A 23721-nucleotide genomic window follows, 5' to 3' on the forward strand; every position below is an offset into this window, starting at 1 on the left:
TCAACTTAAATTGTAAAAAATTACATCAATGTTAATAGTATGTTATTAGAAAAAAATGACTATGGCCAACTTTATTAAAAATTATTTATACAATTATTAGCTGAAGTAATTCTTTAAGCAAATCTAAATTTAGAATTTAAATTTATCAATATAAAACATTGATTTAAAGATCTTTAGTGTGTGATTTGGAGAAGGTTGGCATTCTTCTATTTTTAGTTAAAATTGCAATTGTTGATAACCATGTTAAAAGCTTAACGAGGTAAATGTGAAAATAAGGTGATTAATTTTGGAACTTTACACCTCGCTTAATTAGTTCATCATTAACATTATTTTAACATGAAAATCACACAGGTCATAAAACGGGATTTTTCAACAAAACCCTTCCATTTACACAAAATTACAAATGCTATTTTAAAGGCTATGACAGCCGTTGAACATGGTGGTCCTGGTGAAGCTGAAATAATTTCCAATAATGTGCATTTAGCACTGTTAGAAAGAAAGAAATTAGACGATAATTATATTCCTACAGTAGAGGAGGTTCAAGATTTCGTTGAGAACAAGTTAATGGAAGGCGGTTACTTTGATGTTGCTAAGGGATATATTCTATATAGAAATGAGCAAGCACAGAAAAGAAAATCGAACATCTTTGAAAAGCGAGTGAATCTAAAACCATATGAATACCCAGCATTGTACGAATATGTATCGGCAATTAGACATTCATATTGGATACATACGGAATTTAACTTTACAAGTGACATTCAAGACTTTAAGACCGGCTTGAATGACATTGAAAGAAATGCCATAAAAAATGCGATGTTGGCCATTTCCCAAATTGAAGTTGCGGTTAAGAGCTTTTGGGGAGATATCTACCATAAGATGCCAAAACCAGAAATTGGTTCGGTAGGTGCAACGTTTGCAGAAAGTGAAGTAAGACACCATGATGCGTATTCTCATTTGTTGGAAATATTAGGTTTAAATGCAGAGTTCAAGAACTTGAAGAAAAAGCCTGTTATAATGAAAAGGGTTCATTATTTGGAAACGGCTCTTAAGAACTCTAAAAGCGAAGACAATCAAGAGTATTCAGAATCAATTCTATTATTCTCATTATTCATAGAGCACGTATCATTGTTCTCTCAGTTCTTGATTATCATGGCCTTTAATAAACATAAAAATATGTTTAAGGGTATCTCTAATGTTGTTGAGGCAACCTCAAAAGAAGAGCAGATCCATGGCGATTTTGGTATTGATATTATCAATATTATAAAAGATGAGAACCCTAAGTGGTTTAATGCAGAATTTAATAGTACTGTTCAAGATATGTGTAAAGATGCATTCTTGGCCGAGAGTGATATTATAGATTGGATTTTTGAAGCAGGTGAAATAGATTTCCTTCCTAAAAACTTAATCAAGGAATTCATTAAAAAGAGATTTAATGATTCGATAGAAAGTATCGGAATCGAAAAAATATTTGAGGTAGACGAAGAATTATTATCTCAGACAGAATGGTTTGATGATGAGATAATCGGTACCAAACATGGTGATTTCTTCGTAAAGCGCTCCATTAACTATAGCAAAAGAACACAAAGTATAACCAGTGACGACTTATTTTAAATGAACGATTCAAAAATTAACTTAGAGACTAGCGTAAAAGAAGAAATTAAGCTGAATGGTTCTAATGAACTGGTACAAGCAAGAAAAGAAGCGCTTAAAAGTATAAAACAAGACAAAGAAGAAGGGTTTAAGTGGTTAAATCAAGATAGTCGTAACTTCTTGGCTTCTGGTTATTTAACTCCTGGAGTATCAGCCGAAACCCGTATTCGTGAAATTGCCGATAGAGCGGAGAAAATATTAGGTATGCCTGGTTTTTCAGATAAGTTCTATGGGTATATGAGTGAAGGTTTTTACTCATTGGCATCTCCGGTATGGTCTAATTTTGGAAAAGAAAGAGGATTGCCAATTAGTTGTTTTGGCTCTAATATAGCCGATGATATGGGTAACATTTTGTACACCCAATCTGAAGTAGGTATGATGTCTAAATTAGGTGGTGGTACCTCTGGTTACTTTGGTAATATTAGACATAGGGGAGCAGAAGTTAAAAATAATGGTAAAGCATCTGGTGCGGTACATATTATGCAGCTTTTTGAATCTATGGTAGATGTCGTAAGCCAAGGTTCTGTACGTAGAGGTCGTTTTTCTCCTTACTTGCCGGTAGAACACGCTGATATTGAAGAGTTTTTGGAAATTGGTACTGAAGGTAACCCTATTCAAGAATTGACTCATGGCGTAACTGTTACGAATAAGTGGATGCAAGAAATGGTAGATGGTGACAATGAAAAACGTTCTATCTGGGCCAAAGTGTTACAAAGAAGAGGTGAAATGGGCTACCCGTATATCTTCTTTAAGGATAATGCCAACAATGGTGCTGCAGATGTATACCAAGAAAAAGGTCATAAGATTTATGCTAGTAACCTGTGTACGGAGATTATGTTGCCATCTAGTGACGAGTGGTCTTTTGTATGTGTATTGTCTTCTGTAAACGTTCTTCACTACGATAAATGGAAAGATACAGATGCTGTTGAAACTATGGTTTTCTTTTTAGATGCCGTAATTACGGAATTCTGTGAAAAGTTAGAAGTATACCGCGATTCTGAAAATAGGGAAGATCGCCAAACCTTTTTGTTCATGGAACGCGCTTATAATTTTGCAAAAGACAACAGAGCGCTAGGCTTAGGAGTATTAGGTTGGCATTCATTATTGCAATCTAAAATGTTGCCTTTCAACAGTCAAGAAGCCTATAATCTAAATAGTGAGATATTTAAGACAATTAAAGAGAAATCTTATAGTGCTTCTGAAGAGTTGGCAGATAAATTTGGAGAGCCAAAGGTTTTAAAAGGTTTTGGAAGAAGAAATGCGACATTGAATGCAATTGCACCTACAACGTCATCTGCATTTATATTAGGTCAGGTTTCTCAAGGTATAGAACCAATTTGGTCAAATACATACGTAAAGGATATTGCCAAGGTGAAGACAACAATAAGAAACCCATTCTTAGTTGATCTTTTAGAGGAGAAAGGCATGAATACCACTGAGGTGTGGAGAAGCATTCGTGATTTTGATGGATCTGTACAGCATTTAGATTTCCTTTCTGATTTGGAGAAAGATGTATTTAAGACCTATTCAGAAATTGACCAGATGGACATTATCTATCAAGCAGCAAATAGACAGAACCATATTGATCAAGGTCAATCCGTTAACATTATTGTTCATCCAGAAATGCCAGTTAAAGAAATCAATAAGATTCACGTAACAGCATGGAAATTAGGATTGAAGTCATTGTACTACCAACATAGTATGAATGCTGCCCAAAAATTCAAGCAAAAGAAAGATTGTGCTAGTTGTGAGGCATAAATAATTGTTCTAGAAATAGAATATACAGTTTAAGATCCGGTGTTTTAGAGAACGAAAACGTTCTGCTAAGGCACCGGCTTTTTTTTATTAAACAGTTTGTGCTGTTATCATAGCGTAAATATGTTCAGCGTATAAATTCTGAGAGGTTAAAATATGTTAAATAATAAGGTATATTAAACCATTTTTAAATTTTGAAGTCATATTTAATTGCCTTTATGATAGTCTTTGATATCATTTTTTATTTAGTTGAAAATATGGTGCTAAAACCTTGTTAAATATAGCTTAAGATATCCCCAAAATAGGTGTTTAGGTTTAGATTTGTTAGTAACCAAACTAACTAAAAACAATCCACCACCTATGAAAACAAAATACATTGTTTACGGTATCTTGCTGATAGGGTTGACCGCTTTGATCGTTTATCGAATAAATGCCAATAACGAAATTGGAGAGCCTAAACTGTCAGAGGAATCATCAACAGCTACAACAGTAAAAGGCCTTGTTTTACAAGAACAAGAATTTAATGACAATATTTCTCTCTCTGGAACTATTGAAGCCAATGAACAAATAGAAATTAGAAGTGAAATATCAGGAGTTGTAGAGAGTATCAATTTTGAGGAAGGTAGTAAAGTGGTAGAAGGTCAAGTACTTTTTACTGTAAATGATGTTGAGCTACAGGCACAACTTTCAAAAGTACAAACGGCACAAAAATTAGCTTCTGAAAATGAACGAAGGGCAAAATTGCTTTTAGAAAAGCAGGCTATTAGTCAAGAAGAATATGAAATTGCAAGTGCGGATTTTCAGTCCGCAAGTGCAGAATCACAACTCATACAAGCCCAATTATCAAAAACTATTGTTAGGGCACCGTTCTCAGGTACCATTGGTTTACGTTCCATATCAAAGGGAACCTATGTTACACCATTAACACCTATTGCTAAGTTGGTGAATACCAGTAAACTTAAAATCACCTTTTCCATACCCGAAAAGTATGCATCCCAGGTGGAGATTGGTACAAATCTCACTTTTACCACTTCAGACGCCAATATAAATCATCAGGCTACCGTGTATGCTATAGAACCTGAGGTTGAAATTGCTACCAGAACCTTGAAAATGAGAGCAATTGCAGAGAATAGTGACGGGAAAATTTATCCAGGTACTTACGCAAACGTGCTTTTGCCTTTAGAAAGCGTTGATAATGCGTTATTGGTTCCGTCAGAATCTTTGATTCCGGTACAGAACGGTAAACGCATTTTTATATCTGAAAAAGGTAGGGCGAAAGAGATAGATGTAGAGATTGGTACAAGAACTGGAAATGAAGTTAGGGTGTTGACAGGCTTAAAAGCCGGTGATACCATTTTAACTTATGGCGTAATGGCCTTAAAAAATGGCACACCGGTGGAAATAGATCTTAATCAACCAGAAGCAAGAACAGGGGAATAATGAATCTATCTACTTTAAGCATAAAAAGACCGGTACTTGCCATAGTAATGAATGTGACCCTGGTTCTTTTTGGAATTATAGGTTACACGTATTTAGGAATTAGGGAATTTCCGTCAATTGACCCGGCACAAGTTTCGGTAAGAACTACATATTCTGGTGCCAATGCAGATATTATAGAATCTCAAATTACAGAACCACTGGAGAAGGCCATTAATTCTATTGACGGCATTAGAAATTTAAGCTCATCTAGTGTACAAGGTTCAAGTTCTATTAATATAGAATTTAATCTAGATAAAGATCTTGAAGAAGCAGCAAACGATGTTAGGGATAAGGTGTCACAAGCAATTAGAAGTTTGCCCGATGATCTTGACTCTGCGCCTGTGGTGTCTAAATCTGATGCGGATGCACAAAGAATATTGTCAATGACCGTTCAGAGCGATAATAAAAATATTCTTGAATTATCCGATTATGCTGAAAACGTCATCGCTCAAAGAATAGAAACCATACCAGGCGTTAGTAGTGTGCAAATTTGGGGTCAACGAAGATATGCCATGAGGCTCTGGATAGACCCTTTAAAACTTTCCTCATATGGATTAACGGTTTCAGATGTACAAGATGCATTATTGGCACAGAATGTAGAATTACCATCGGGAAAATTAACCGGCGATAACACAGAGCTAACAGTAAAGACCATAGGTAATTTAAGTACTGAAGAACAATTTAATAATATCATTATCATGGCAGATAATGATAAGTTAGTGCGTTTAAGTGATATAGGCCAAGCTTCATTAGAGGGTGAGAACATGGAGACTAAAATGAGTGATTCTGGTCAGCCCATGGTAGCTACTGCGGTAATCCCACAACCCGGTACTAACTATTTGGAAATCGCAGATGCTTTTTACGAAGAATACGAAAACCTTAAAAAAGATTTACCGGAAGGCTTTAAATTGAATATTGTAATTGATGACACCGTCTTTGTAAGACGGGCGGTTACCGAAGTAGCCGAGACCTTACTTATTTCGGTAATTCTGGTAATACTGGTCATCTTTGTTTTCTTTAGAAATTGGTCAATGGCCATGCGCCCTTTAATTGATATTCCTGTATCCTTAATTGCTACGTTTTTCGTAATGTGGTTGTTTGGTTATTCAATAAATGTTTTAACACTTTTGGCTATTGTATTGGCAACGGGATTGGTTGTTGATGATGGTATCGTTGTGACCGAAAATATTTATAAAAAGGTAGAAGAAGGTATGAGTCCCATTGAGGCGGCTATCAAAGGGTCTAATGAAATATTTTTTGCCGTCATATCCATATCTATAACATTGGCTGCCGTATTCTTGCCCGTCATCTTTTTAGAAGGGTTTGTAGGAAGACTATTTAGGGAGTTTGGGGTAGTACTTGGAGCAGCTGTACTAATTTCGGCATTTGTGTCCTTGTCGTTAACTCCCATGCTTAATGCTTACTTGATTAAACCGGGCAAACAAAAGCAAACTAAATTTTATCACGTAACTGAGAAATACTTTTTGCAAATGAATAAATCCTATGCAGAATCGCTAAGGGTTTTCATGAAAAGAAAATGGTTGAGTTTCCCTATTCTAGCGGGCTGTATAGCTTTAATTGCGGTATTTTATATTCTTCTACCAAAAGAAACGGCTCCTTATGATGATCGTAGCTTTATACGTTTAAGTGTTAATGCTCCTGAGGGTTCTTCTTATGAGTATATGGATCGGTTAATGACCGATATTACCGAATTGATAAATGATTCGGTGCCAGAGAAAAAGGTGAGTTTGGTTTTGACTTCACCTGGTTTTGGTTCTTCATCTGTGAACAGCGGTAGGGCTAATATTGCATTGGTAGATCCTAGTGAGCGTGATCGATCGCAAAGAGAGATTGCCAATGATTTAGGTGAATGGGCAAAAGCTTATGTAGGAGGAAAATCTAACGTATCGGAACGCCCAACTATTTCAGTGAATAGACGTGGAGGTCCACCGATACAGTATATTATTCAAGCTCAGAATTTTGATAAGTTAAAGGAATACATACCGGAATTTATGGCAGAAGCTGAGAATGATGAGACCTTTTCTTATGTAGATGTCAATTTGAAATTTGATAAACCGGAGCTATATGTTTCCATAGATAGGGAGAAAGCGGAGACATTAGGAGTATCTGTTATAGATGTAGCCCAAACTTTGCAATTGTCATTAAGTGGTCAGCGTTTTGGCTATTTTTTAAAGAATGGAAAACAATATCAAGTAATAGGTCAGTTTGATAAGGAGGATAGGAATGCACCAATGGACCTCACATCCATATTTGTAAAGAACAAGGACGGATTACTTATTCAATTGGATAATTTGGTACATACTACCGAGCATAGTAGTCCGCCACAATTATATCATAACAATCGCTACATGGCAGCTACGGTTTCAGCAAATCTTGCACCTGGAAAAACTATAAATGATGGTATTGCCGCAATGGAAAGAATTAAAGAAAATGTACTTGATGATACCTTTACCACTGATCTGGGAGGTGAATCTCGTGATTTTGTTGAGAGTAGTTCCAATACACTCTTTGCATTTGGACTAGCATTATTACTGATATTTTTGATTTTAGCGGCTCAATTTGAAAGCTTTATTGACCCTTTTATTATCATTTTAACGGTGCCTATGGCGGTTGCCGGTGCACTGTTTTCATTGTGGTTGTTTGGGCAATCTTGGAATATATTTAGCCAGATCGGTACTATAATGCTAATTGGTCTTGTAACTAAGAATGGTATTTTGATTGTTGAGTTTGCAAACCAATTAAGGGAGCAAGGTATTGAAAAAAGTGAGGCAATTATGAAGGCTTCAGAATCAAGGTTAAGACCTATTTTAATGACCAGTTTAACCATTGCATTAGGCGCTCTACCAATTGCGTTATCTCTTGGAGCGGCATCAACTAGTAGAATAGGTATGGGGGTAGTAATTATAGGAGGTACCATGTTTTCTTTACTATTGACCCTTTTTGTGATACCTGCCCTGTATTTATTGTGGTCTAGGGAGAAAGTAGAGAGACCGGAGTTTAAAGTACTTGAAACCAACTAGAATGAATATAACCAAGTTACCATTTTTATTATTGATTATTTTACATCTTAACGCCGCCGCACAAGAAATTCTGACTATTGAAGATGCCGTTAAGATTACGGTGAAGAACAACTATCAGATCATCACGGCCGCCAACAATTTAAAAATTGATTCTGTCTCCGTAAGTCCAGGTTTTGCTGGTATACTTCCTACTTTAGAAGCAAGTATTGAAGATAATAATAGTGTGCAGAATTTATCACAAACAAGAACAGATGGTTCTCAAGTAGAACAGGACAATGCTAAAAATAATAGTTTGGACTATGGAGTAACTTTAGATTGGACCTTATTTGATGGGGTAAGTATGTTTGCGGCATATGATCAATTGAAACAGAACCGGGAATTAGGTGCAGAAGAATTAAAGCAAGTGGTATTGACCAAGGTTGGCGAGGTAATGATTACCTACTACGATTTGGTACAACAACAACAGCAATTAGCCGCTTTGGACAGTACTATTTTTATTTCAGAACAAAGAGTAGAATTGGCTAGAAATAGATTCTCTATTGGAAAAGCCTCTAAATTGGAAGTTTTAAATGCTCAAGTAGATTTAAATACCGATCAAACTTTAATGCAACGCCAAAAAGAACTGTATGCAAATACCAAAATTCAGTTGAACGAACAATTGGCGAGAGACTTAACAACCGATTTTAAGGCAGTACCTGAAATTTTTGTTGATGAAAGTCTAATACTGACCGATTTAGAATCGAAGTTAATGGAAAATAATCCCGAATTAAATGCAGAACGAATCAGTAGAAGGATAAGTGAGCTAGAACTTAAACAGGTTAAGGCATCAAGGTACCCCACCATTTATGCTACTACCGGTTATAATTTTGGAAAATCAGAATCTAGTCTTGGTTTTACTACAAGTTCGGAGTCTAACGGATTTAGTTATGGATTTGGGGCAACATTAAATTTATTTGATGGATTTAATCAAAATAGGAATGAGAAAATAGGAAAAATAGAATTGGAAAACGCAGCAATAGCTATTAAAGAAAAAGAACAACAGCTGCTTTCTACTTTGAGTACAACCTATCAAACTTATTTGACCAATATTAGTTTAATTGAACTAGAGGGAAATAATGAAGCAATAGCGAAAGAAAATTTAGACATAACCGTAGAAAAGTACAGGATAGGAATTATTCCTACAATAGAGTTCAGAACGGCACAACTTAATTATATAAATGCTAGGGTTAGGTTTAGTAATGCAAAATTTCAAGCCAAATTATCTGAAATTATTTTAAAACAAATGTCTGGAGAATTGGACATATGAAACTGGTTCATTATGAACGGGAAAGCCTTGGAATTTAGCCATCAATTACAGAACAAATTCCAAGACTTATAATCATCACTAATTAATTAACTGGTAAACCTGTTTGGCAATTTCTAATTCTTCATTTGTAGGGATTACCAGAATTTTAACCTTAGAATCCGTGGTGTTTATTTCTCTAACATTTTTAGACCTTAAATCATTTTTGGAGTCGTCTAAGTGAAGATTAAAACAATCCATATCCTTGCACACAAGTTGACGCATTAAACTAGAGTTTTCTCCAATACCGGCAGTGAAAATAATAGCGTCTAAACCGTTCATTGCCGCAATATAGGCGCCTATGTATTTTTTAATTCGGTAGGCATTCATTTCTAAGGCAAGAATGCAGTCGGTATTACCTTTACTCGCCTCTACTTCAATATCACGTAGGTCATTGTAACCTGTAAGGCCTAGCATTCCACTTTTTTTGTTTAAAAGTTCATTTACTTCATCTAAACTATACCCAAGTGTTTTCACCATATAAAAAATAATGGAATGGTCAATATCTCCACTTCGTGTACCCATTACCAATCCGTTAGACGGTGCAAATCCCATACTATGATCTATGCTCTTACCATTTTTGATAGCGGTAATACTACAACCATTTCCCAAGTGAATGGAAATGAGCTTGGTATTTTGATTGCCTAAATATTCATTTGCTTTCTCAGAAACATATTTATGGCTGGTACCATGAAAGCCATACGCCTGAACTCTCTTTTCTTCGAACAGGATATTTGGAACGGCATATTTTTTAGCTTTTATGGGTAACGTACCATGAAAGGCAGTATCGAAAACAACGATTTGCTTAGATGATTTAAAAATTTCTTCCGCCATTAGTATTCCTTCTAGATTGGCAGGGTTGTGTAAAGGGGCTAGGGGAGAAAGTGATTTTATTTTTTGTTTAACTTCTTCATTGATTAAAGTAGTATCTACATAATCTTTACCACCATGTACCACACGATGACCAATGGCATCTATTTCCTCAGTACTATCGATCACGCCCATTTCAGCATCAAGCAAAAGAGAAGTAATTCGCTCTAGACCAGCTTTGTGAGTTGCAATTTCATAGGTTTTTTCAACCTTATGTGTATCCGTTTTATAGGTTGAAATAGCTTGGGTACTACCAATACGCTCAATAGATCCTTGGCAAATAATCTTTGCCGCAGGCATATCTAAAAGTTGATATTTTATAGATGAGCTACCAGAGTTGATAATTAAAATGTTCATGAAAATGAGTTTAGAATCCTTCTGCTTGAATAGCAGTAATTATTACGGTGTTAAAAATATCATCTACGGTACAACCTCGGCTTAAATCATTAACCGGTTTATTTAGACCTTGTAACATTGGTCCGATCGCCAAGGCACCAGTTTCTCTTTGTACCGCTTTATAAGTATTATTTCCTGTATTCAAGTCAGGGAATATAAACACGCTAGCTTGTCCTGCAACTTCAGATTCGGGCAATTTACTTAAACCAACTTTGGCATCAACTGCTGCATCATATTGAATGGGACCTTCCACTTTTAGGTCGGGTCTTTTATCTTTTATGATTTCAGTAGCTTTTCGTACTCTATCAACATCTTCACCAACACCCGATGCTCCTGAAGAATATGATAGCATGGCTACTTTAGGTTCTATGCCAAATGCAGCGCTTGTTGCCGCAGATGAAATTGCAATTTCAGATAATTGCTCTGAAGTAGGATTAGGGTTAATGGCACAATCTCCAAAAACAGTGACCCTATTGGGTAAACACATAAAAAATATAGAAGATACTATAGAAACACCAGGCTTTGTTTTTATAAACTGTAATGCAGGTCTTATGGTATGTTGGGTGGTATGTACGGCACCGGAAACCATGCCGTCAGCATGCCCTTTATAAACCATCATGGTACCATAATATGATACGTCTTCCATTAAATCTTTGGCCATTGCCAAGTTTACGTTTTTATGCTTACGTAATTCAAACAGGGTAGTGGCGTAATCTAAAAAATTGTCAGATGTTGTAGGATCAATAATGTTTATGGTACTAAGGTCTATGTCAATATCCAGTTCAGTGATTTTTGAAATAATCTGATCTCTATTGCCTAAAAGTGTAATGGTTACCGCTTCGGCATCTATCAGCATTTTGGTTGCCATCAGAATTCGTTCATCTGAACCTTCGGGCAGTACAATATGTTTTTTAGATGATTTGGCTTTTTGCAGAAGGTTATATTGAAACATTCTAGGGGTAATGCCCTTAGCTTTAAAAGTGATTAACCTTTCGGCCAGTTCTTTGGTAGGAATGTGTTTTTCGAACTCTTGTATTGAGGTCTGTATTTTTTCGGTATTTTCAGCATAAATACGTGGTCTAATAGTCCCTATTTTATTGGTGACATGGAAGGTACCTCTTGCTACAGATAGAATAGGAATGATGTCTGAAAGTCCCTCTATCAACTTTATAATGGATTCTTCCGGTAATAAACCACCGGTTAGAACAATACCGGACAAGCTAGGGTAGTTCGTAGAAATATTTGCCTGTAGCGCCCCTAAAATAATATCTGCGCGATCACCAGGTGTAATCACCAAGCTATCATCTTTTAAATGCGTTATGTAGTTACGTAATTGCATGGCGCCAACACTAAAACTACCAACTTGATTATTGATATAATCTTCACCAAAAAGTATTTTAGCATCTAATTCTTGGGCAATTTCCTTTAATGTAGGGCTACCTAAAATAGGGTTTACAGGTATGGTACCTACCAATACATCATTGGGTAGTTTTTCTTTTAATCCTTCAGAAACAATAGAAATATTTTCTGGTTGTACTTTATTGGCTACGATTAAAAGTACATCTACACCTTTCTCTTTAAAAGAGTCATAGGCCATGTAAAGATTACCGACCAACTCATCCAAAGTTTTGTTTTTTCCGCTTGCTAGAATAACTGCAGGTATACCCAGGTTTTTTGCAATAAGAACATTAATGTCCCATTCAATTATGGCACCTTCTCCAGAAAAATCGGTTCCTTCCACTAAAACGAAATCGAACTTTTTTTCAATAGTTTTATACTTGTGTATAATATGCCCTACAATTTCATCGTCTTTATCTAGGTTTTTTAATTGTACTACTTGACTTCGTGTATATGCAAAAGCTTCTTCAGGCTTCATATCCACATTAAAGTAGCTTAAAACAGTGTCAATATGATTGTCGGTTTTCCCTTTGGGAACATCATCGATAATAGGTCTGAAATAACCAACTTTGGCAGTTCTACCTAAAAGAAGTTGCATAAGACCTAATGAAATAATTGATTTTCCACTATTTGGTTCTGTAGTAACAATATATATAGCTTTACTCACGTGTAAATGGTTATATGTGTTTATTAAACCTTTAAAAATAAGGTGTGCTTGTTAAAATCTGACACTAAATTTAAAGTTCTAGATTATTTTAAGTTTTATAAGGTATTAGATATAAATATAAGTAATGTTATTGCGACAACAGTCTCGTTTTCTTATTTGAAACAAGGTTAATTTAAATTGTTTTAAGTTTTCAAATCTGAATTATAACTAAATAAACAAAGGCAAATTTAATTACCATAGGCTCATTTAAACATGACAATGCTCATATAACAATGTAGTACGTAATATGACCGAAAAGTTTAAAAAAAACCTGCTCCACAATTTTTAACAGAAGAACGTGCTTTTCTTGATGGTCCTAGAAGTAGGTTTAAAGAATTGTGGTTTACGTTTAAGGTACAATATCAGTTTATTAGAGCATTCAGAAAATTACACTTTATTGGACCTTGCGTAACCGTTTTTGGTTCTGCTCGTTTTAAAGAAGATAATGTCTACTGCAAACAGGCAGAAGAAGTAGGTAGAGCATTATCTGAAATGGGTTTTGCTGTTATGACCGGTGGCGGACCAGGTATTATGGAAGCGGCTAATAAAGGTGCTTACCTAAACAATGGTTATTCTATTGGACGTAATATTATACTGCCGCACGAACAAAAACTGAATCCCTATTTACATAAGTGGATCAACATACCTTACTTCTTTGTACGCAAATTTTTACTGCTGAAATATTCATACGCATTTGTTGTGTTGCCAGGTGGTATTGGAACGCTGGATGGCTTTTTGAAGCAGTAACGTTGATATAGACAAAAATGATTCACAACTTTCCGGTAGTGGTTATTGGTAAAGAATATCATAAAGAATTGTACCACCATATAAAGACCATGGCGGACAATGAAAGTATTTTAAAAGAGGATATGGATTTAATGTTCTTGACAGATTCGGTTGAAGAAATGAAAGCGCACCTTAAAGAATATGCCGTTAAACTATTTGGACTTATTAAGAAACCAATGCGGAAAAGATGGTGGTTTGGAGAAACTGAAAGAAATTATAAAAATAATAACCTATAATAATGAAAATCAGATTTATATATTTAATCACCCTTATTTTTTCTTTGGTCTTTTTTAATTCTTGTCAGTCAAAAAAACAATCAAATTTAGAAACAGCCCAAATAGACAGTACAGGAATAACACTGGTGTACCAAAAGTTAGTTAATGAACCAACACTCATACAGATTTCAAAAGATATTAGGGTAGGAAAGTATTATCAGTTCATAGATTCTGTGGTTGATAAATATGATTCTATTGTACCTTATGATTTATCTGAACACCTACTGGTGCGCAATAACTCTTGGATTATTGATACACTTGAAAACACTGATTATTACAGAATGATGGCTCGCGATTCATTTGTATATGACCAAAAGCAAATGATAGTGCTACCAAAAGGGAGTCAATTAACTATTCCAGATTCACTCAGTGCCTGTAAATTATTAGAAGCATTTTCTAATATAGAAATTGATGTGAATATACCTGAGTATAAATTACGCATCTTTCAAGATTCTACTTTGTTGTACGAGTTTCCGGTAAGAGTAGGGCAATTTAGAGAACTGTATTTAAAATTTGGAGACCGAGTAACAGATTTAAGAACGAAAACAGGAAAAGGTACTATTGTTAAACATGTGAAGCATCCAGATTTTTATAATCCTGTAAATGGCAAGCGTTTTTACGTAACCAGAAGAGATGATGAGAAGACTACAATGGTGCCGCAAATTCCATGGATAAAAACTGAAATTAATAATGTTAGAAATGGACAAATGATTCACCCTACTACAAACCCTAAAACATTAGGTAAAGCTGATTCTAACGGATGTATTGGGTTAGGGGAGGCAGACTCTTGGAGGGTGTATTATTATGCACCATTGGGTACCAAACTCCGAATTAGGTATGATTTAGAGACTTATGATGAAGGCATGGTTATTTCTGTACTATGAGATATTTAATATTTAGCCAATTAGAATGAATATGAATTGGCTTTGGATCCCAAACTAAGGTATGCTATATTAAAAATTTTATTAATTTTACTTAAGTGAATAAACTGTTTTCCATACTACTATCATCGCTCATTATGCTGCAAAGCTTTGGTGTGCATTATGATGATATTGTTCAATTAGATGAACTAATTGAACATGCGCAGTTTCACAGTGACCAGTATGGAGATAATATGATTGTTTTTCTTTCCAAGCATTATGGGGAATTAAAAGCAGATCATCAAAGAGATCACCAAGAAGAAAAAAAAGATCACGAAAAACTTCCTTTTAATCATAGTAGCACTTCTCATACATGTTTGGCAGATGTTTTTATTAGTGCCTATAAGTCAGACTTGAATGTAGTTGAATTTTTAGATTATAAATCTGCCAACTTCTATTATCAGGCACCAACATCTTCATTGCATACACAAGGTATTTTACAACCACCACGCATTTCATAATAAAATCGATTTTTAATTTTTTAGTTCAAATTCATTTTGTGGAATTTGAGCGCCTAACATTGATTTATATGAAAACATGCTTTCACATATCATTAATTTCAGTTTAAAGAATAAGCTAATTATTCTATTATTTACCATATTTATAGTTGGCTACGGACTATTTGCCCTTTCACAAATTCCGATTGGGGCAGTTCCAGATGTAACGAATAACCAAGTTCAGGTCATTACTACTTCGCGTAACCTTTCTACTCAAGATATGGAGCAATTCATAACCTATCCCGTAGAATTGGAAATGGCAAACTTGCCAGGAGTTAAAGAAATTCGTTCTGTGTCAAAATTCGGTCTATCGGTGGTAACCATAGTTTTTGACGATGATTTAAAAACATACTTGCCAAGACAATTAATTGCCGAGAAAATAGCTTCTGCTTCAGAGAAAATACCAGCTGGTTTTGGCACTCCACAAATGGGACCAATAACTACAGGATTAGGTGAAATCTATCAATATATATTGGAGGTGGAACCGGAGTATAAAGATGAGTATACCACTACAGATTTAAGAACAATACAAGATTGGGTCGTTAAGCGACAATTGTCTGGTATACCAGGTGTTGTTGAGGTCAACACATGGGGTGGATTTTTAAAACAGTATGAAGTCGCCATAAACACCCAAAAGTTAAACGCCATGAATATTACTGCAGGTGAAGTTTTTAAATCGCTTGAAAGTAATAATAGTGTTTCTGGTGGTGGGTATATAGAAAAGGTGAATCAGGCATTTTTTATTCGTGGAGAAGGCTTGGTTACATCTCATGATGATATTAGAAATATTGTTGTGAAAAATGAAGGCGGAGTCCCTATCTATATAAAGGATATTGCCACGGTAGATTTTGGTAGTGCCATACGTTTTGGAGCGATAACCGGTAATGGGGAAGGTGAGAAGGTTATGGGGCAAGTGATGATGTTAAAAGATGCGAACTCTAAAAAAGTGATAGAGGCTGTTAAAGAACGTGTTGCTGAAATTTCAAAGTCATTACCAAAAGGCGTTTATATAAATCCGTTTTTAGAGCGAAGCGAACTGATTGCGAAAACCACTTTTACGGTCACCGAAAACTTAATTTTAGGATGCTTGATAGTCATCTTTGTAGTTGTGTTGTTATTGGGAAACTTCAGATCAGGTTTAGTGGTTGCATCGGTAATTCCGTTATGTCTGTTGTTCGCATTATCACTCATGTATATATTCGGAGTCGATGCCAATTTAATGAGTTTAGGGGCAATTGATTTCGGTATTATAATAGATGGTGCGGTAATTATTGTAGAGTTCATAGCCTTTGAAATCACTAGAAAACAGGAAGAAATTAATAGTCTGGCAACGTCTGAAAAACAACAGTTAAAAGATGAGATAACCTTTAATGGGGCATCAAAAATGATGAATTCTGCCATTTTTGGGCAGCTCATAATTTTAATTGTTTTCATTCCCATTCTATCTTTAAGTGGTGTGGAAGGTAAAATGTTTAAGCCTATGGCATTAACATTTAGTTTCGCCCTAATTGGTGCAATGATTTTATGTTTCACCTATGTGCCAGTGGCTGCATCAATTTTCTTGAAACCGTCTAAAGAATCTGATAAAAATATTTCGGTTCGCCTAATGAAATGGTTGAACAAGAAATATGAACCAATTATAGACTGGGCATTACAAAGTAAGAAATTGGTCTTGGGGATTGCGTCGGTATTTCTTTTTGGTGCAATATTCTTGTATAGCACTATGGGTAGTGAATTTGTGCCAACATTAGATGAAGGTGATTTTGTAATACAGCCTGTTTTAAAAACGGGAACGTCATTAAGCAAGACGGTAGAAATAACCACTGAGATTGAGAAAATTCTACTGAAAAAATTCCCAGAAGTTCAACAGGTGGTAACTAGAATTGGGGCTGCCGAAGTACCAACGGATCCAATGTCAATGGAAGAAAGTGATGTCATCATTAAATTGGCTCCAAAAGCGGAATGGACAAGTGCTGATTCCAAAGATGAACTAGCTGATAATTTTAAAGAAGCCTTGGCTGTAATACCAGGCATGGAAGTAGAGTTTACCCAACCTATAGAAATGCGTTTTAATGAGCTGATAACCGGAGTACGGGCAGATATTGCCATTAAAATATTCGGACCTGATTTAGATGTTCTGGCTAAAAAAGGTAGTGAGATAGGTAATTTAATTAAGAATGTAGAAGGTGCCGCAGATATTAGTGTGGAGAAAATTGCGGGTTTACCAGAAATGAGCGTCAACTATGACCGTGCTAAAATTGCCCGTTTCGGGTTAAACATTCAAGAATTGAATGATATGGTGTCTATGGGTTTTGCAGGTAAAACTGCTGGCAGTGTGTTTGAGGGGGAAAAGCGATTCGATTTAGTAGTACGATTAGATAAAGCGAAGCGACAAGATATTGAAGATCTTAAAAATTTATATGTAGACCTACCAATGGGCGGTAAAGTGCCTTTGATTGAATTGGCAGAAATCAGTTATAAAAAAGGAGCCGCTAAAATTTCTAGGGATGATACAAAGCGCCGAACCGTAGTAGGGGTAAACGTTCGTAACCGCGATTTGCAGTCGGTAGTAGACGATGTTCAGCAATTGATTAATGAGAAAGTTAAGTTGCCAGCAGGTTATACGATTACCTATGGTGGACAATTCGAAAATTTACAGAGCGCTCGTGACCGTCTTATCATAGCTGTGCCAATTGCGTTGGTGCTCATTTTCGCACTACTTTATTTTGCTTTTAAATCGGTAAAAGAAGCGTTAATCATTTATTCTGCAATTCCATTGGCAGCAGTTGGTGGCGTATTGCTTTTATGGATGCGAGGTTTGCCATTTAGTATATCTGCCGGGGTTGGCTTTATAGCGCTTTTTGGTATAGCGGTACTAAACGGAATCGTTTTAATAGAGCATTTTAAAGAACTGAAAAAACATTCGTTCGATAGTTTAGACGCGTTAATAAAACAAGGCACAAAAGACAGACTAAGAGCTGTATTGCTTACCGCTTCTGCAGCTGCTCTTGGTTTTTTACCGATGGCTATATCTACAAATGCAGGGGCAGAGGTGCAAAGACCATTGGCAACTGTAGTAATTGGGGGCTTGTTTACGGCTACTATATTAACCTTGGTCGTTTTACCTGTTCTATATTCCATCTTTGATAAATATGAGAATACAAAAAAGCCAATTCCTAAAACAACTTTGCAAAATGGTATAGCATTTATTGCGCTACTCATAACTGTAGGCGTATCTGCACAAGAAATAAAAGGTCAAAATCTTGATGAATTGTTATTCTTAGCTATTGAAAACAATATGGGTTTAAAAGCTGGTAAATTAAAAGTTGAGGAATCTCAATCGATGATTAACAGTGCTTTTAATTTTAATAAAACGCATGTGTATTATGAATACGATGAAAATAATCTTGCGATCAATGATGTGCCATTAATGGTCTTTGGTGTTCAACAAGATTTTCGTTTTCCTACTGAATATTTTTCTCAAAAGAGGGTGAATAAGGTGAGAAATAATTTGGCACAAACTGAGTTCGATATTCAAAGTAAGGCTTTAGAAAGAGATGTAACAATTGGGTATTACGAATATCAGATTGCTCGCGAAAAAGTTAGGGTTTACAAACGTTTAGATAGCTTATATGCTAATTTTTCGTCTGTCGCCGCAAGAAAATTTGAATTGGGCGAAACCAATTATTTAGAAAAGATAACTGCAGCTTCAAAACAGCGAAAAATCAATCTAGATTATCAACAGGCAATTCAGCAAGTATCTATAGCACATGCTAATTTGTTGCAAATAATTCAAGTTGAGGATAGTTTGGAGCTATCTGAAGAAATGAATCTTAAAATCGATTTTAAAGCTATTACTGTTGAAAGCACTCCTGAGATTGCCTATTATGAAACTAATATGCAATTAATGGCTGCCGAAAGTAATTTTGAAAAACAGCAATTACTTCCAGATATAAGTGTAGCTTATTTTCAAGGTTCAAATTCAGAGTTGAACGATAACCTTATTGGATATCAATTGGGTTTAAAAATTCCGTTGTTGTTCAGTGGGCAAGTCGCTAGAATTAAAGCTTCAAAAATTGCCAAAAAACGGGCGGTAAGAGAGTCTATTGATTATAAAATTCAAATAAAGTCGAAGCAAGAAATCTTATTCGAAGAAATTGCACAGATTCAAAATTCGCTCAATTATTATGAAAATGAGGGCACTGAGCTATCCGATGAAATTTTAAAAACCGCTCAAATTAGTTTTAAAAATGGTGAAATTGATTTCTATCAATATATACAGAGTTTAGAAAGCGCCTATGATATTAAATTGGGCTATCTAGATAAATTGAAAGAGTACAATGAAACTGTTATAAACATTAATTTCTTAACCTTATAAATACTGCATCATGCAAAACTATATATATAAAATTTTAGCCTTATTCATTTTTGTATTATTATCAAGTTGTGGAGAAGCAGAAAAACAATCCAACGAAAATGGTGCGTCAGAAGGAAATACTGATGACCGAATTCAAATTTCTAAAGCACAATTTGATCAGAACAATATGGAGTTAGATGTCATAAAAGAATTGGAATTTCCTCTAACGATTACTACTTCAGGTATGATAGATGTGCCGCCAGAAAATAGAGCAGTAGTTAGTGCCACAATGGGCGGTTATATTAAAAGAACACCTTTGTTAATAGGGGATAAGGTTCGTAAAGGTCAATTATTGGTGACTATTGAAAATCCGGAGTTTGTAGCCTTACAGCAAGAATATATGGAGGTGAATGGTCAACTAAGTTATTTAAAGGCTGAGTATGACCGCCAGCAAACTATGGTTGAAGAAAAAATATCTTCACAGAAAAGCTTTCTTAAAGCAGAGAGCGACTATAAAACAGCGGTCGCAAAATATAATGGGCTACGTAAGCAATTAGGTATGTTAAATATTTCAGCAGAACAAGTTGAAAAAGGTAATATAAGTTCTGTAGCATCCATTTTTGCACCAATAGCAGGTAGTATTACCAAAGTAAATGTATCTAGAGGAACGTTCGTTTCGCCGTCGGTTTCAATCATGGAAATTATTAACAACGACCATATTCATTTAGAGTTGTCTGTTTTTGAGAAGGATATTTTGAAAGTGAAGAAAGGGCAACCGGTAGCGTTCAAAATACCAGAATCATCAACAGAAACTTTTAAGGCAGAAATTCATTTAGTAGGTACTTCAATTGATGAGAATAGAACAATTAAAGTTCACGCTCATTTAGAGGATGAAGTGGCAGCTAATTTTCTAACGGGAATGTTTGTAGAGGCGAATATTATTACAGATTCATCCAAACAAATGGCATTGCCTACAGATGCTATCGGTGTAATTGATGACCAATCATATGTACTAGTTTTAGATGATACAAAAGAGGACAGTTATTACTTTAAACAGGTGCCGGTAAAAGTTCAAGGCAGTTATCAGGATATGAGTGCCTTAGGTGAAAAGGTGATTTTTAAGCAGGAAACACAATTTTTAACAAAAGGTGCGTTTAGCCTGATAGGAGAGTAAATGATTATTCCTTTTTAGTTTTAGCGTAATTTGGTTTTAAAAGAAAGTTTTGGGTATAATTATTGACTTATGTTAAGTCCAATTGATAAAAGATATGAAAAAATATATAGTGCTAGTATTGCTTGTAGTAACAGGATTAGGTTCATCGTTTGCCCAAGATTGGCAGACGGATTTTACTGAAGCAAAAGAACTTGCTAAAACTCGCAATTTGCCTATTGTTCTTGTTTTTCAAGGTTCAGATTGGTGTGCACCTTGTATTAAATTGGATAGATCGGTGTGGTCAACAGATGAGTTTAAGAAGTATGCCATAGACCATTATATTATGTTACAAGCAGATTTTCCACGTAGAAAAAAGAATGCATTGCCAGTAGTGCAATTAAATAAGAACAAGGTTTTGGCAGAAAAGTACAACCGTCAAGGTATCTTCCCCTTCGTGGTAGTAATGAATGCGGATGGTAAAGTGTATGGCGAAACCAGTTATAAAAAACTGTCACCAAAAGAATACATTGCAGAATTAAATTCATTCATAAAATAGCTTGAAAAAACTAGTTCTCATAGTAATGATATGTTCTGTTGGGCGGCTTTTGGCTCAAGAGCCTTTTAAGCGTACTATGAAATTAATGGGTAGCCGTTTTGATATTACGGTTGTGGCTAAAGATCCTATTGAAGGTGAACAGTATATAGATTTGGCTATCAATGAAATAAAGAGAATAGAAAAGTTGATTTCTTCTTGGGACCCAAATTCACAGACATCGGAAATTAATAAAAACGCAGGAGTACAACCTGTTAAAGTTGATGTGGAATTGTTCAATTTAATACAAAGGGGAATAGGAATTTCTACATTGACCGATGGTGCTTTTGATATCAGTTATGCATCAATGGATAACATCTGGAAGTTTGATGGTAGTATGACTGAAATGCCTGAAGAAGCAGCCATTAAAGCATCCGTTTCTAAAGTAGGATATCAAAATATCCTTTTGAATAAAAAGGATCATACCGTTTTCCTCAAATTGAAGGGTATGAAAATAGGTTTTGGAGCAATAGGAAAAGGTTATGCGGCGGATAAGGCAAAAGAACTATTGATTTCCAGAGGTGTGGTAGCAGGTATTATAAATGCATCTGGAGATATGAATACTTGGGGAAAGCAACCTAATGGTGATAGTTGGCAAGTAGCCATTACCAACCCTATGGATAAGAACAAGGTGTTTGCATTATTACCCTTGGATAATGGAGCGGTGGTCACCTCAGGTAATTATGAGAAGTACGTAACTTTTAATAATACCAGATATACACATATTATTGATCCCCGTAGCGGTTATCCGGCAACGGGTATAGTTAGCGTAACGGTATTTGCCCCAAAGGCAGAACTTGCAGATGCACTTGCAACATCCGTTTTTGTAATGGGTAAAGAAGTAGGTTTAAATAGAATAGAGCAGTTGCCAAAGGTAGAGTGTATTATTATTGACGACTTGGGTACAATAATTACATCTAAGAATATTCAAATAAATAAGTAAAATGAAAAGGATTTTAATTGTGTTGGTAATGATTGGTGGTCTTAGTAGCTGCACGGTATTAAAGGAATACGATAAAGTGAATATCAATGATCCGGATATGACCTTGCAAGATAAAAAGTGTGATAGAAATGTAATTACCATGCATTCGTATAGAGAAGCAGCGGTAGGCGCAAACGGAGGTAAAACAGGTGGAGGCTGCGGCTGTAATTAGTAAGTAATGAAACAACAAAGACATAAGTTTAAATTTATAGTGCTACTCATTGCATGTATGCTATGCGGTGCTGGTTACGCCCAGCAAAATACCGGTGCAACCAACTCTTATAAAAAACGTGTGTTGGAAACTACCGAAGTAGATTTCTTGAGCAGTTACTATTCTCAAAACGGTGATAATGCTGCTGTTACCGGTGGTATTGGTACAGAAGAACTTACAGATGTTACGGGAACTATTATAGTATCGGTACCATTGAATGATGATGATATTTTAACCATTGATGCTGGTGTTTCTGCCTACACCTCTGCATCTTCCAGTAATGTGGATCCATTTGATGGTAGCGAAAGGGCAGATGCTTTTGTAGCAAGTACTGGAGCTTCTAGGTCAGATGTATGGACCAACTTGTCCGGCACATACACGCATAGTTCAGATGATAGAAATACTATGTACTCTGGAAATCTATCAGTGTCATCGGAATATGATTATTTTTCATTCGGATTTGGTGGTGGGTTAACAAAGCTCTTTAATGAGAAAAATACCGAGGTAAGTATTAATGCGAATATATTTCTAGATACCTGGACTCCCATTTACCCAACGGAACTAAGACCTTTTGCAAGTGGGGCAAATGGTTTGGATAACGGATTCTTTTTAAACAAAACAATTACCGGGAACACAGATTACAGCCCTACTTTTGAGAAGTTTACAGATGAGACAAGAAACTCCTATTCGGTAGGTTTGGGCTTTTCTCAAATTCTAGGTAAAAATCTTCAAGGTTCATTGGCTTTGGATTTTGTAAAGCAAGATGGTTTACTGAGTACACCTTTTCAACGTGTATATTTTGCAGATGTAGCCGATTCATTTATTCAAGAATTTCAACTTGCGGATGCTATTGAGCAATTACCGGATAGCCGCTTTAAAGTTGCAGGTGGCGGAAGGTTGAATTGGTATATAAATGAAAGTGTTGTGTTACGATCCTACTATAGATATTATTTTGATGATTGGGGTATTAACTCGCACACGGCAAGTGTAGAAATGCCTATTAAGCTAACGGATAAGATTACGGTATACCCATCCTATAGATTTTACCAGCAGTCAGCGGCAGATTATTTTTACGGATATGAAGAAGCATTTTCTACGGATACGTTTTATACCTCTGATTATGATTTGTCTAAATATTCGGCAAACCAATTTGGAATGGGAGTTTCCTACACGGATATTTTTACAAAAATGCATGTCTGGAAACTCGGACTTAAAAGTATAGATGTAAAGTTCTATAAATATGATAGGAATACGACCTTTAGTTCCAGCATTGTTACAGCAGGCTTTAAGTTTGTGATGGATTAATTTTAT

The 23721-nt window shown here is 35.6% G+C and carries 17 protein-coding genes; 15 read left to right on the plus strand and 2 right to left on the minus strand.

Annotated features, from left to right (window positions below):
* Positions 1-336 precede the first annotated feature (336 nt).
* The 5 genes from VBZ51_RS17030 (at position 337) to VBZ51_RS17050 (ending at position 9231) form a co-directional block, all read left to right on the plus strand.
* On the plus strand, positions 337-1611 hold the full coding sequence (locus tag VBZ51_RS17030) for a ribonucleotide-diphosphate reductase subunit beta (protein WP_348359770.1): 1275 nt from the start codon (positions 337-339) through the stop codon (positions 1609-1611).
* Positions 1612-3408, plus strand: coding sequence for a ribonucleoside-diphosphate reductase subunit alpha (locus VBZ51_RS17035; protein ID WP_416577708.1), 1797 nt, complete (start codon positions 1612-1614; stop codon positions 3406-3408).
* Between the two features lie 357 nt (positions 3409-3765).
* Entirely contained in the window at positions 3766-4845 is a 1080-nt protein-coding gene (locus VBZ51_RS17040) for an efflux RND transporter periplasmic adaptor subunit (RefSeq protein ID WP_416577709.1), read from the plus strand.
* The gene (locus tag VBZ51_RS17045; protein WP_058105481.1) at positions 4845-7925 is read left to right on the plus strand and encodes an efflux RND transporter permease subunit; all 3081 of its coding nucleotides are present in this window, start codon (positions 4845-4847) and stop codon (positions 7923-7925) included. Before VBZ51_RS17040 ends, VBZ51_RS17045 begins: the two co-directional genes overlap by 1 nt.
* Position 7926: 1 nt before the next feature.
* Positions 7927-9231, plus strand: coding sequence for a TolC family protein (locus VBZ51_RS17050; RefSeq protein ID WP_416577710.1), 1305 nt, complete (start codon positions 7927-7929; stop codon positions 9229-9231).
* A gap of 78 nt (positions 9232-9309) precedes the next feature.
* Here VBZ51_RS17050 and VBZ51_RS17055 read toward each other — a convergent pair whose 3' ends face one another.
* Positions 9310-10494 (minus strand): acetate/propionate family kinase, encoded by a 1185-nt coding sequence (locus VBZ51_RS17055; RefSeq protein ID WP_416577711.1) that lies wholly within the window; start codon positions 10492-10494, stop codon positions 9310-9312.
* A 10-nt stretch (positions 10495-10504) separates the two neighbouring features.
* A complete protein-coding gene (gene pta, locus VBZ51_RS17060) occupies positions 10505-12598 on the minus strand; it encodes a phosphate acetyltransferase (protein WP_416577712.1) in 2094 nt (697 codons plus the stop codon).
* A 375-nt stretch (positions 12599-12973) separates the two neighbouring features.
* Here pta and VBZ51_RS17065 point away from each other — a divergent pair, with 375 nt between their 5' ends.
* From VBZ51_RS17065 to VBZ51_RS17110, 10 genes are all read left to right on the plus strand, one after another.
* Complete coding sequence (locus VBZ51_RS17065) at positions 12974-13384, plus strand: TIGR00730 family Rossman fold protein (protein ID WP_416577713.1); 411 nt, start codon at positions 12974-12976, stop codon at positions 13382-13384.
* A 17-nt stretch (positions 13385-13401) separates the two neighbouring features.
* Complete coding sequence (locus tag VBZ51_RS17070) at positions 13402-13659, plus strand: hypothetical protein (protein WP_416577714.1); 258 nt, start codon at positions 13402-13404, stop codon at positions 13657-13659.
* 2 nt (positions 13660-13661) lie between these two features.
* Positions 13662-14582, plus strand: coding sequence for a L,D-transpeptidase (locus VBZ51_RS17075; protein ID WP_416577715.1), 921 nt, complete (start codon positions 13662-13664; stop codon positions 14580-14582).
* Positions 14583-14677: 95 nt separating this feature from the next.
* Complete coding sequence (locus VBZ51_RS17080; protein WP_416577716.1) at positions 14678-15079, plus strand: hypothetical protein; 402 nt, start codon at positions 14678-14680, stop codon at positions 15077-15079.
* Positions 15080-15155: 76 nt separating this feature from the next.
* Complete coding sequence (locus VBZ51_RS17085; RefSeq protein WP_416577717.1) at positions 15156-19493, plus strand: CusA/CzcA family heavy metal efflux RND transporter; 4338 nt, start codon at positions 15156-15158, stop codon at positions 19491-19493.
* Between the two features lie 10 nt (positions 19494-19503).
* Positions 19504-20646, plus strand: a complete 1143-nt coding sequence (locus VBZ51_RS17090) for an efflux RND transporter periplasmic adaptor subunit (RefSeq protein ID WP_416577718.1) — start codon at positions 19504-19506, stop codon at positions 20644-20646.
* Between the two features lie 94 nt (positions 20647-20740).
* The gene (locus VBZ51_RS17095) at positions 20741-21181 is read left to right on the plus strand and encodes a thioredoxin family protein (RefSeq protein WP_416577719.1); all 441 of its coding nucleotides are present in this window, start codon (positions 20741-20743) and stop codon (positions 21179-21181) included.
* A 25-nt stretch (positions 21182-21206) separates the two neighbouring features.
* On the plus strand, positions 21207-22160 hold the full coding sequence (locus VBZ51_RS17100) for an FAD:protein FMN transferase (RefSeq protein ID WP_416577787.1): 954 nt from the start codon (positions 21207-21209) through the stop codon (positions 22158-22160).
* Between the two features lies 1 nt (position 22161).
* A complete protein-coding gene (locus VBZ51_RS17105; RefSeq protein ID WP_058105487.1) occupies positions 22162-22371 on the plus strand; it encodes a DUF4266 domain-containing protein in 210 nt (69 codons plus the stop codon).
* 57 nt (positions 22372-22428) lie between these two features.
* Positions 22429-23715: a DUF3570 domain-containing protein gene (locus tag VBZ51_RS17110; RefSeq protein WP_416577788.1), complete on the plus strand. Its 1287-nt coding sequence runs from the start codon at positions 22429-22431 to the stop codon at positions 23713-23715.
* The last annotated feature ends 6 nt before the right edge of the window (positions 23716-23721 follow it).

The organism is Maribacter sp. HS, assembly GCF_048059195.1.
Classification (GTDB): Bacteria; Bacteroidota; Bacteroidia; order Flavobacteriales; family Flavobacteriaceae; genus Maribacter; species Maribacter dokdonensis.

What these genes read in the sequence shown, in the direction of transcription:
- VBZ51_RS17040 (WP_416577709.1), top strand. Translation starts at nt 3,766, where the DNA reads ATGAAAACAAAATACATTGTTTACGGTATCTTGCTGATAGGGTTGACC.
- VBZ51_RS17050 (WP_416577710.1), top strand. Translation starts at nt 7,927, where the DNA reads ATGAATATAACCAAGTTACCATTTTTATTATTGATTATTTTACATCTT.
- VBZ51_RS17095 (WP_416577719.1), top strand. Translation starts at nt 20,741, where the DNA reads ATGAAAAAATATATAGTGCTAGTATTGCTTGTAGTAACAGGATTAGGT.
- VBZ51_RS17090 (WP_416577718.1), top strand. Translation starts at nt 19,504, where the DNA reads ATGCAAAACTATATATATAAAATTTTAGCCTTATTCATTTTTGTATTA.
- VBZ51_RS17055 (WP_416577711.1), bottom strand. Translation starts at nt 10,494, where the DNA reads ATGAACATTTTAATTATCAACTCTGGTAGCTCATCTATAAAATATCAA.
- VBZ51_RS17110 (WP_416577788.1), top strand. Translation starts at nt 22,429, where the DNA reads ATGCTATGCGGTGCTGGTTACGCCCAGCAAAATACCGGTGCAACCAAC.
- VBZ51_RS17105 (WP_058105487.1), top strand. Translation starts at nt 22,162, where the DNA reads ATGAAAAGGATTTTAATTGTGTTGGTAATGATTGGTGGTCTTAGTAGC.
- VBZ51_RS17030 (WP_348359770.1), top strand. Translation starts at nt 337, where the DNA reads ATGAAAATCACACAGGTCATAAAACGGGATTTTTCAACAAAACCCTTC.
- VBZ51_RS17085 (WP_416577717.1), top strand. Translation starts at nt 15,156, where the DNA reads ATGCTTTCACATATCATTAATTTCAGTTTAAAGAATAAGCTAATTATT.
- VBZ51_RS17045 (WP_058105481.1), top strand. Translation starts at nt 4,845, where the DNA reads ATGAATCTATCTACTTTAAGCATAAAAAGACCGGTACTTGCCATAGTA.
- VBZ51_RS17070 (WP_416577714.1), top strand. Translation starts at nt 13,402, where the DNA reads ATGATTCACAACTTTCCGGTAGTGGTTATTGGTAAAGAATATCATAAA.
- VBZ51_RS17035 (WP_416577708.1), top strand. Translation starts at nt 1,612, where the DNA reads ATGAACGATTCAAAAATTAACTTAGAGACTAGCGTAAAAGAAGAAATT.
- VBZ51_RS17100 (WP_416577787.1), top strand. Translation starts at nt 21,207, where the DNA reads ATGATATGTTCTGTTGGGCGGCTTTTGGCTCAAGAGCCTTTTAAGCGT.
- VBZ51_RS17075 (WP_416577715.1), top strand. Translation starts at nt 13,662, where the DNA reads ATGAAAATCAGATTTATATATTTAATCACCCTTATTTTTTCTTTGGTC.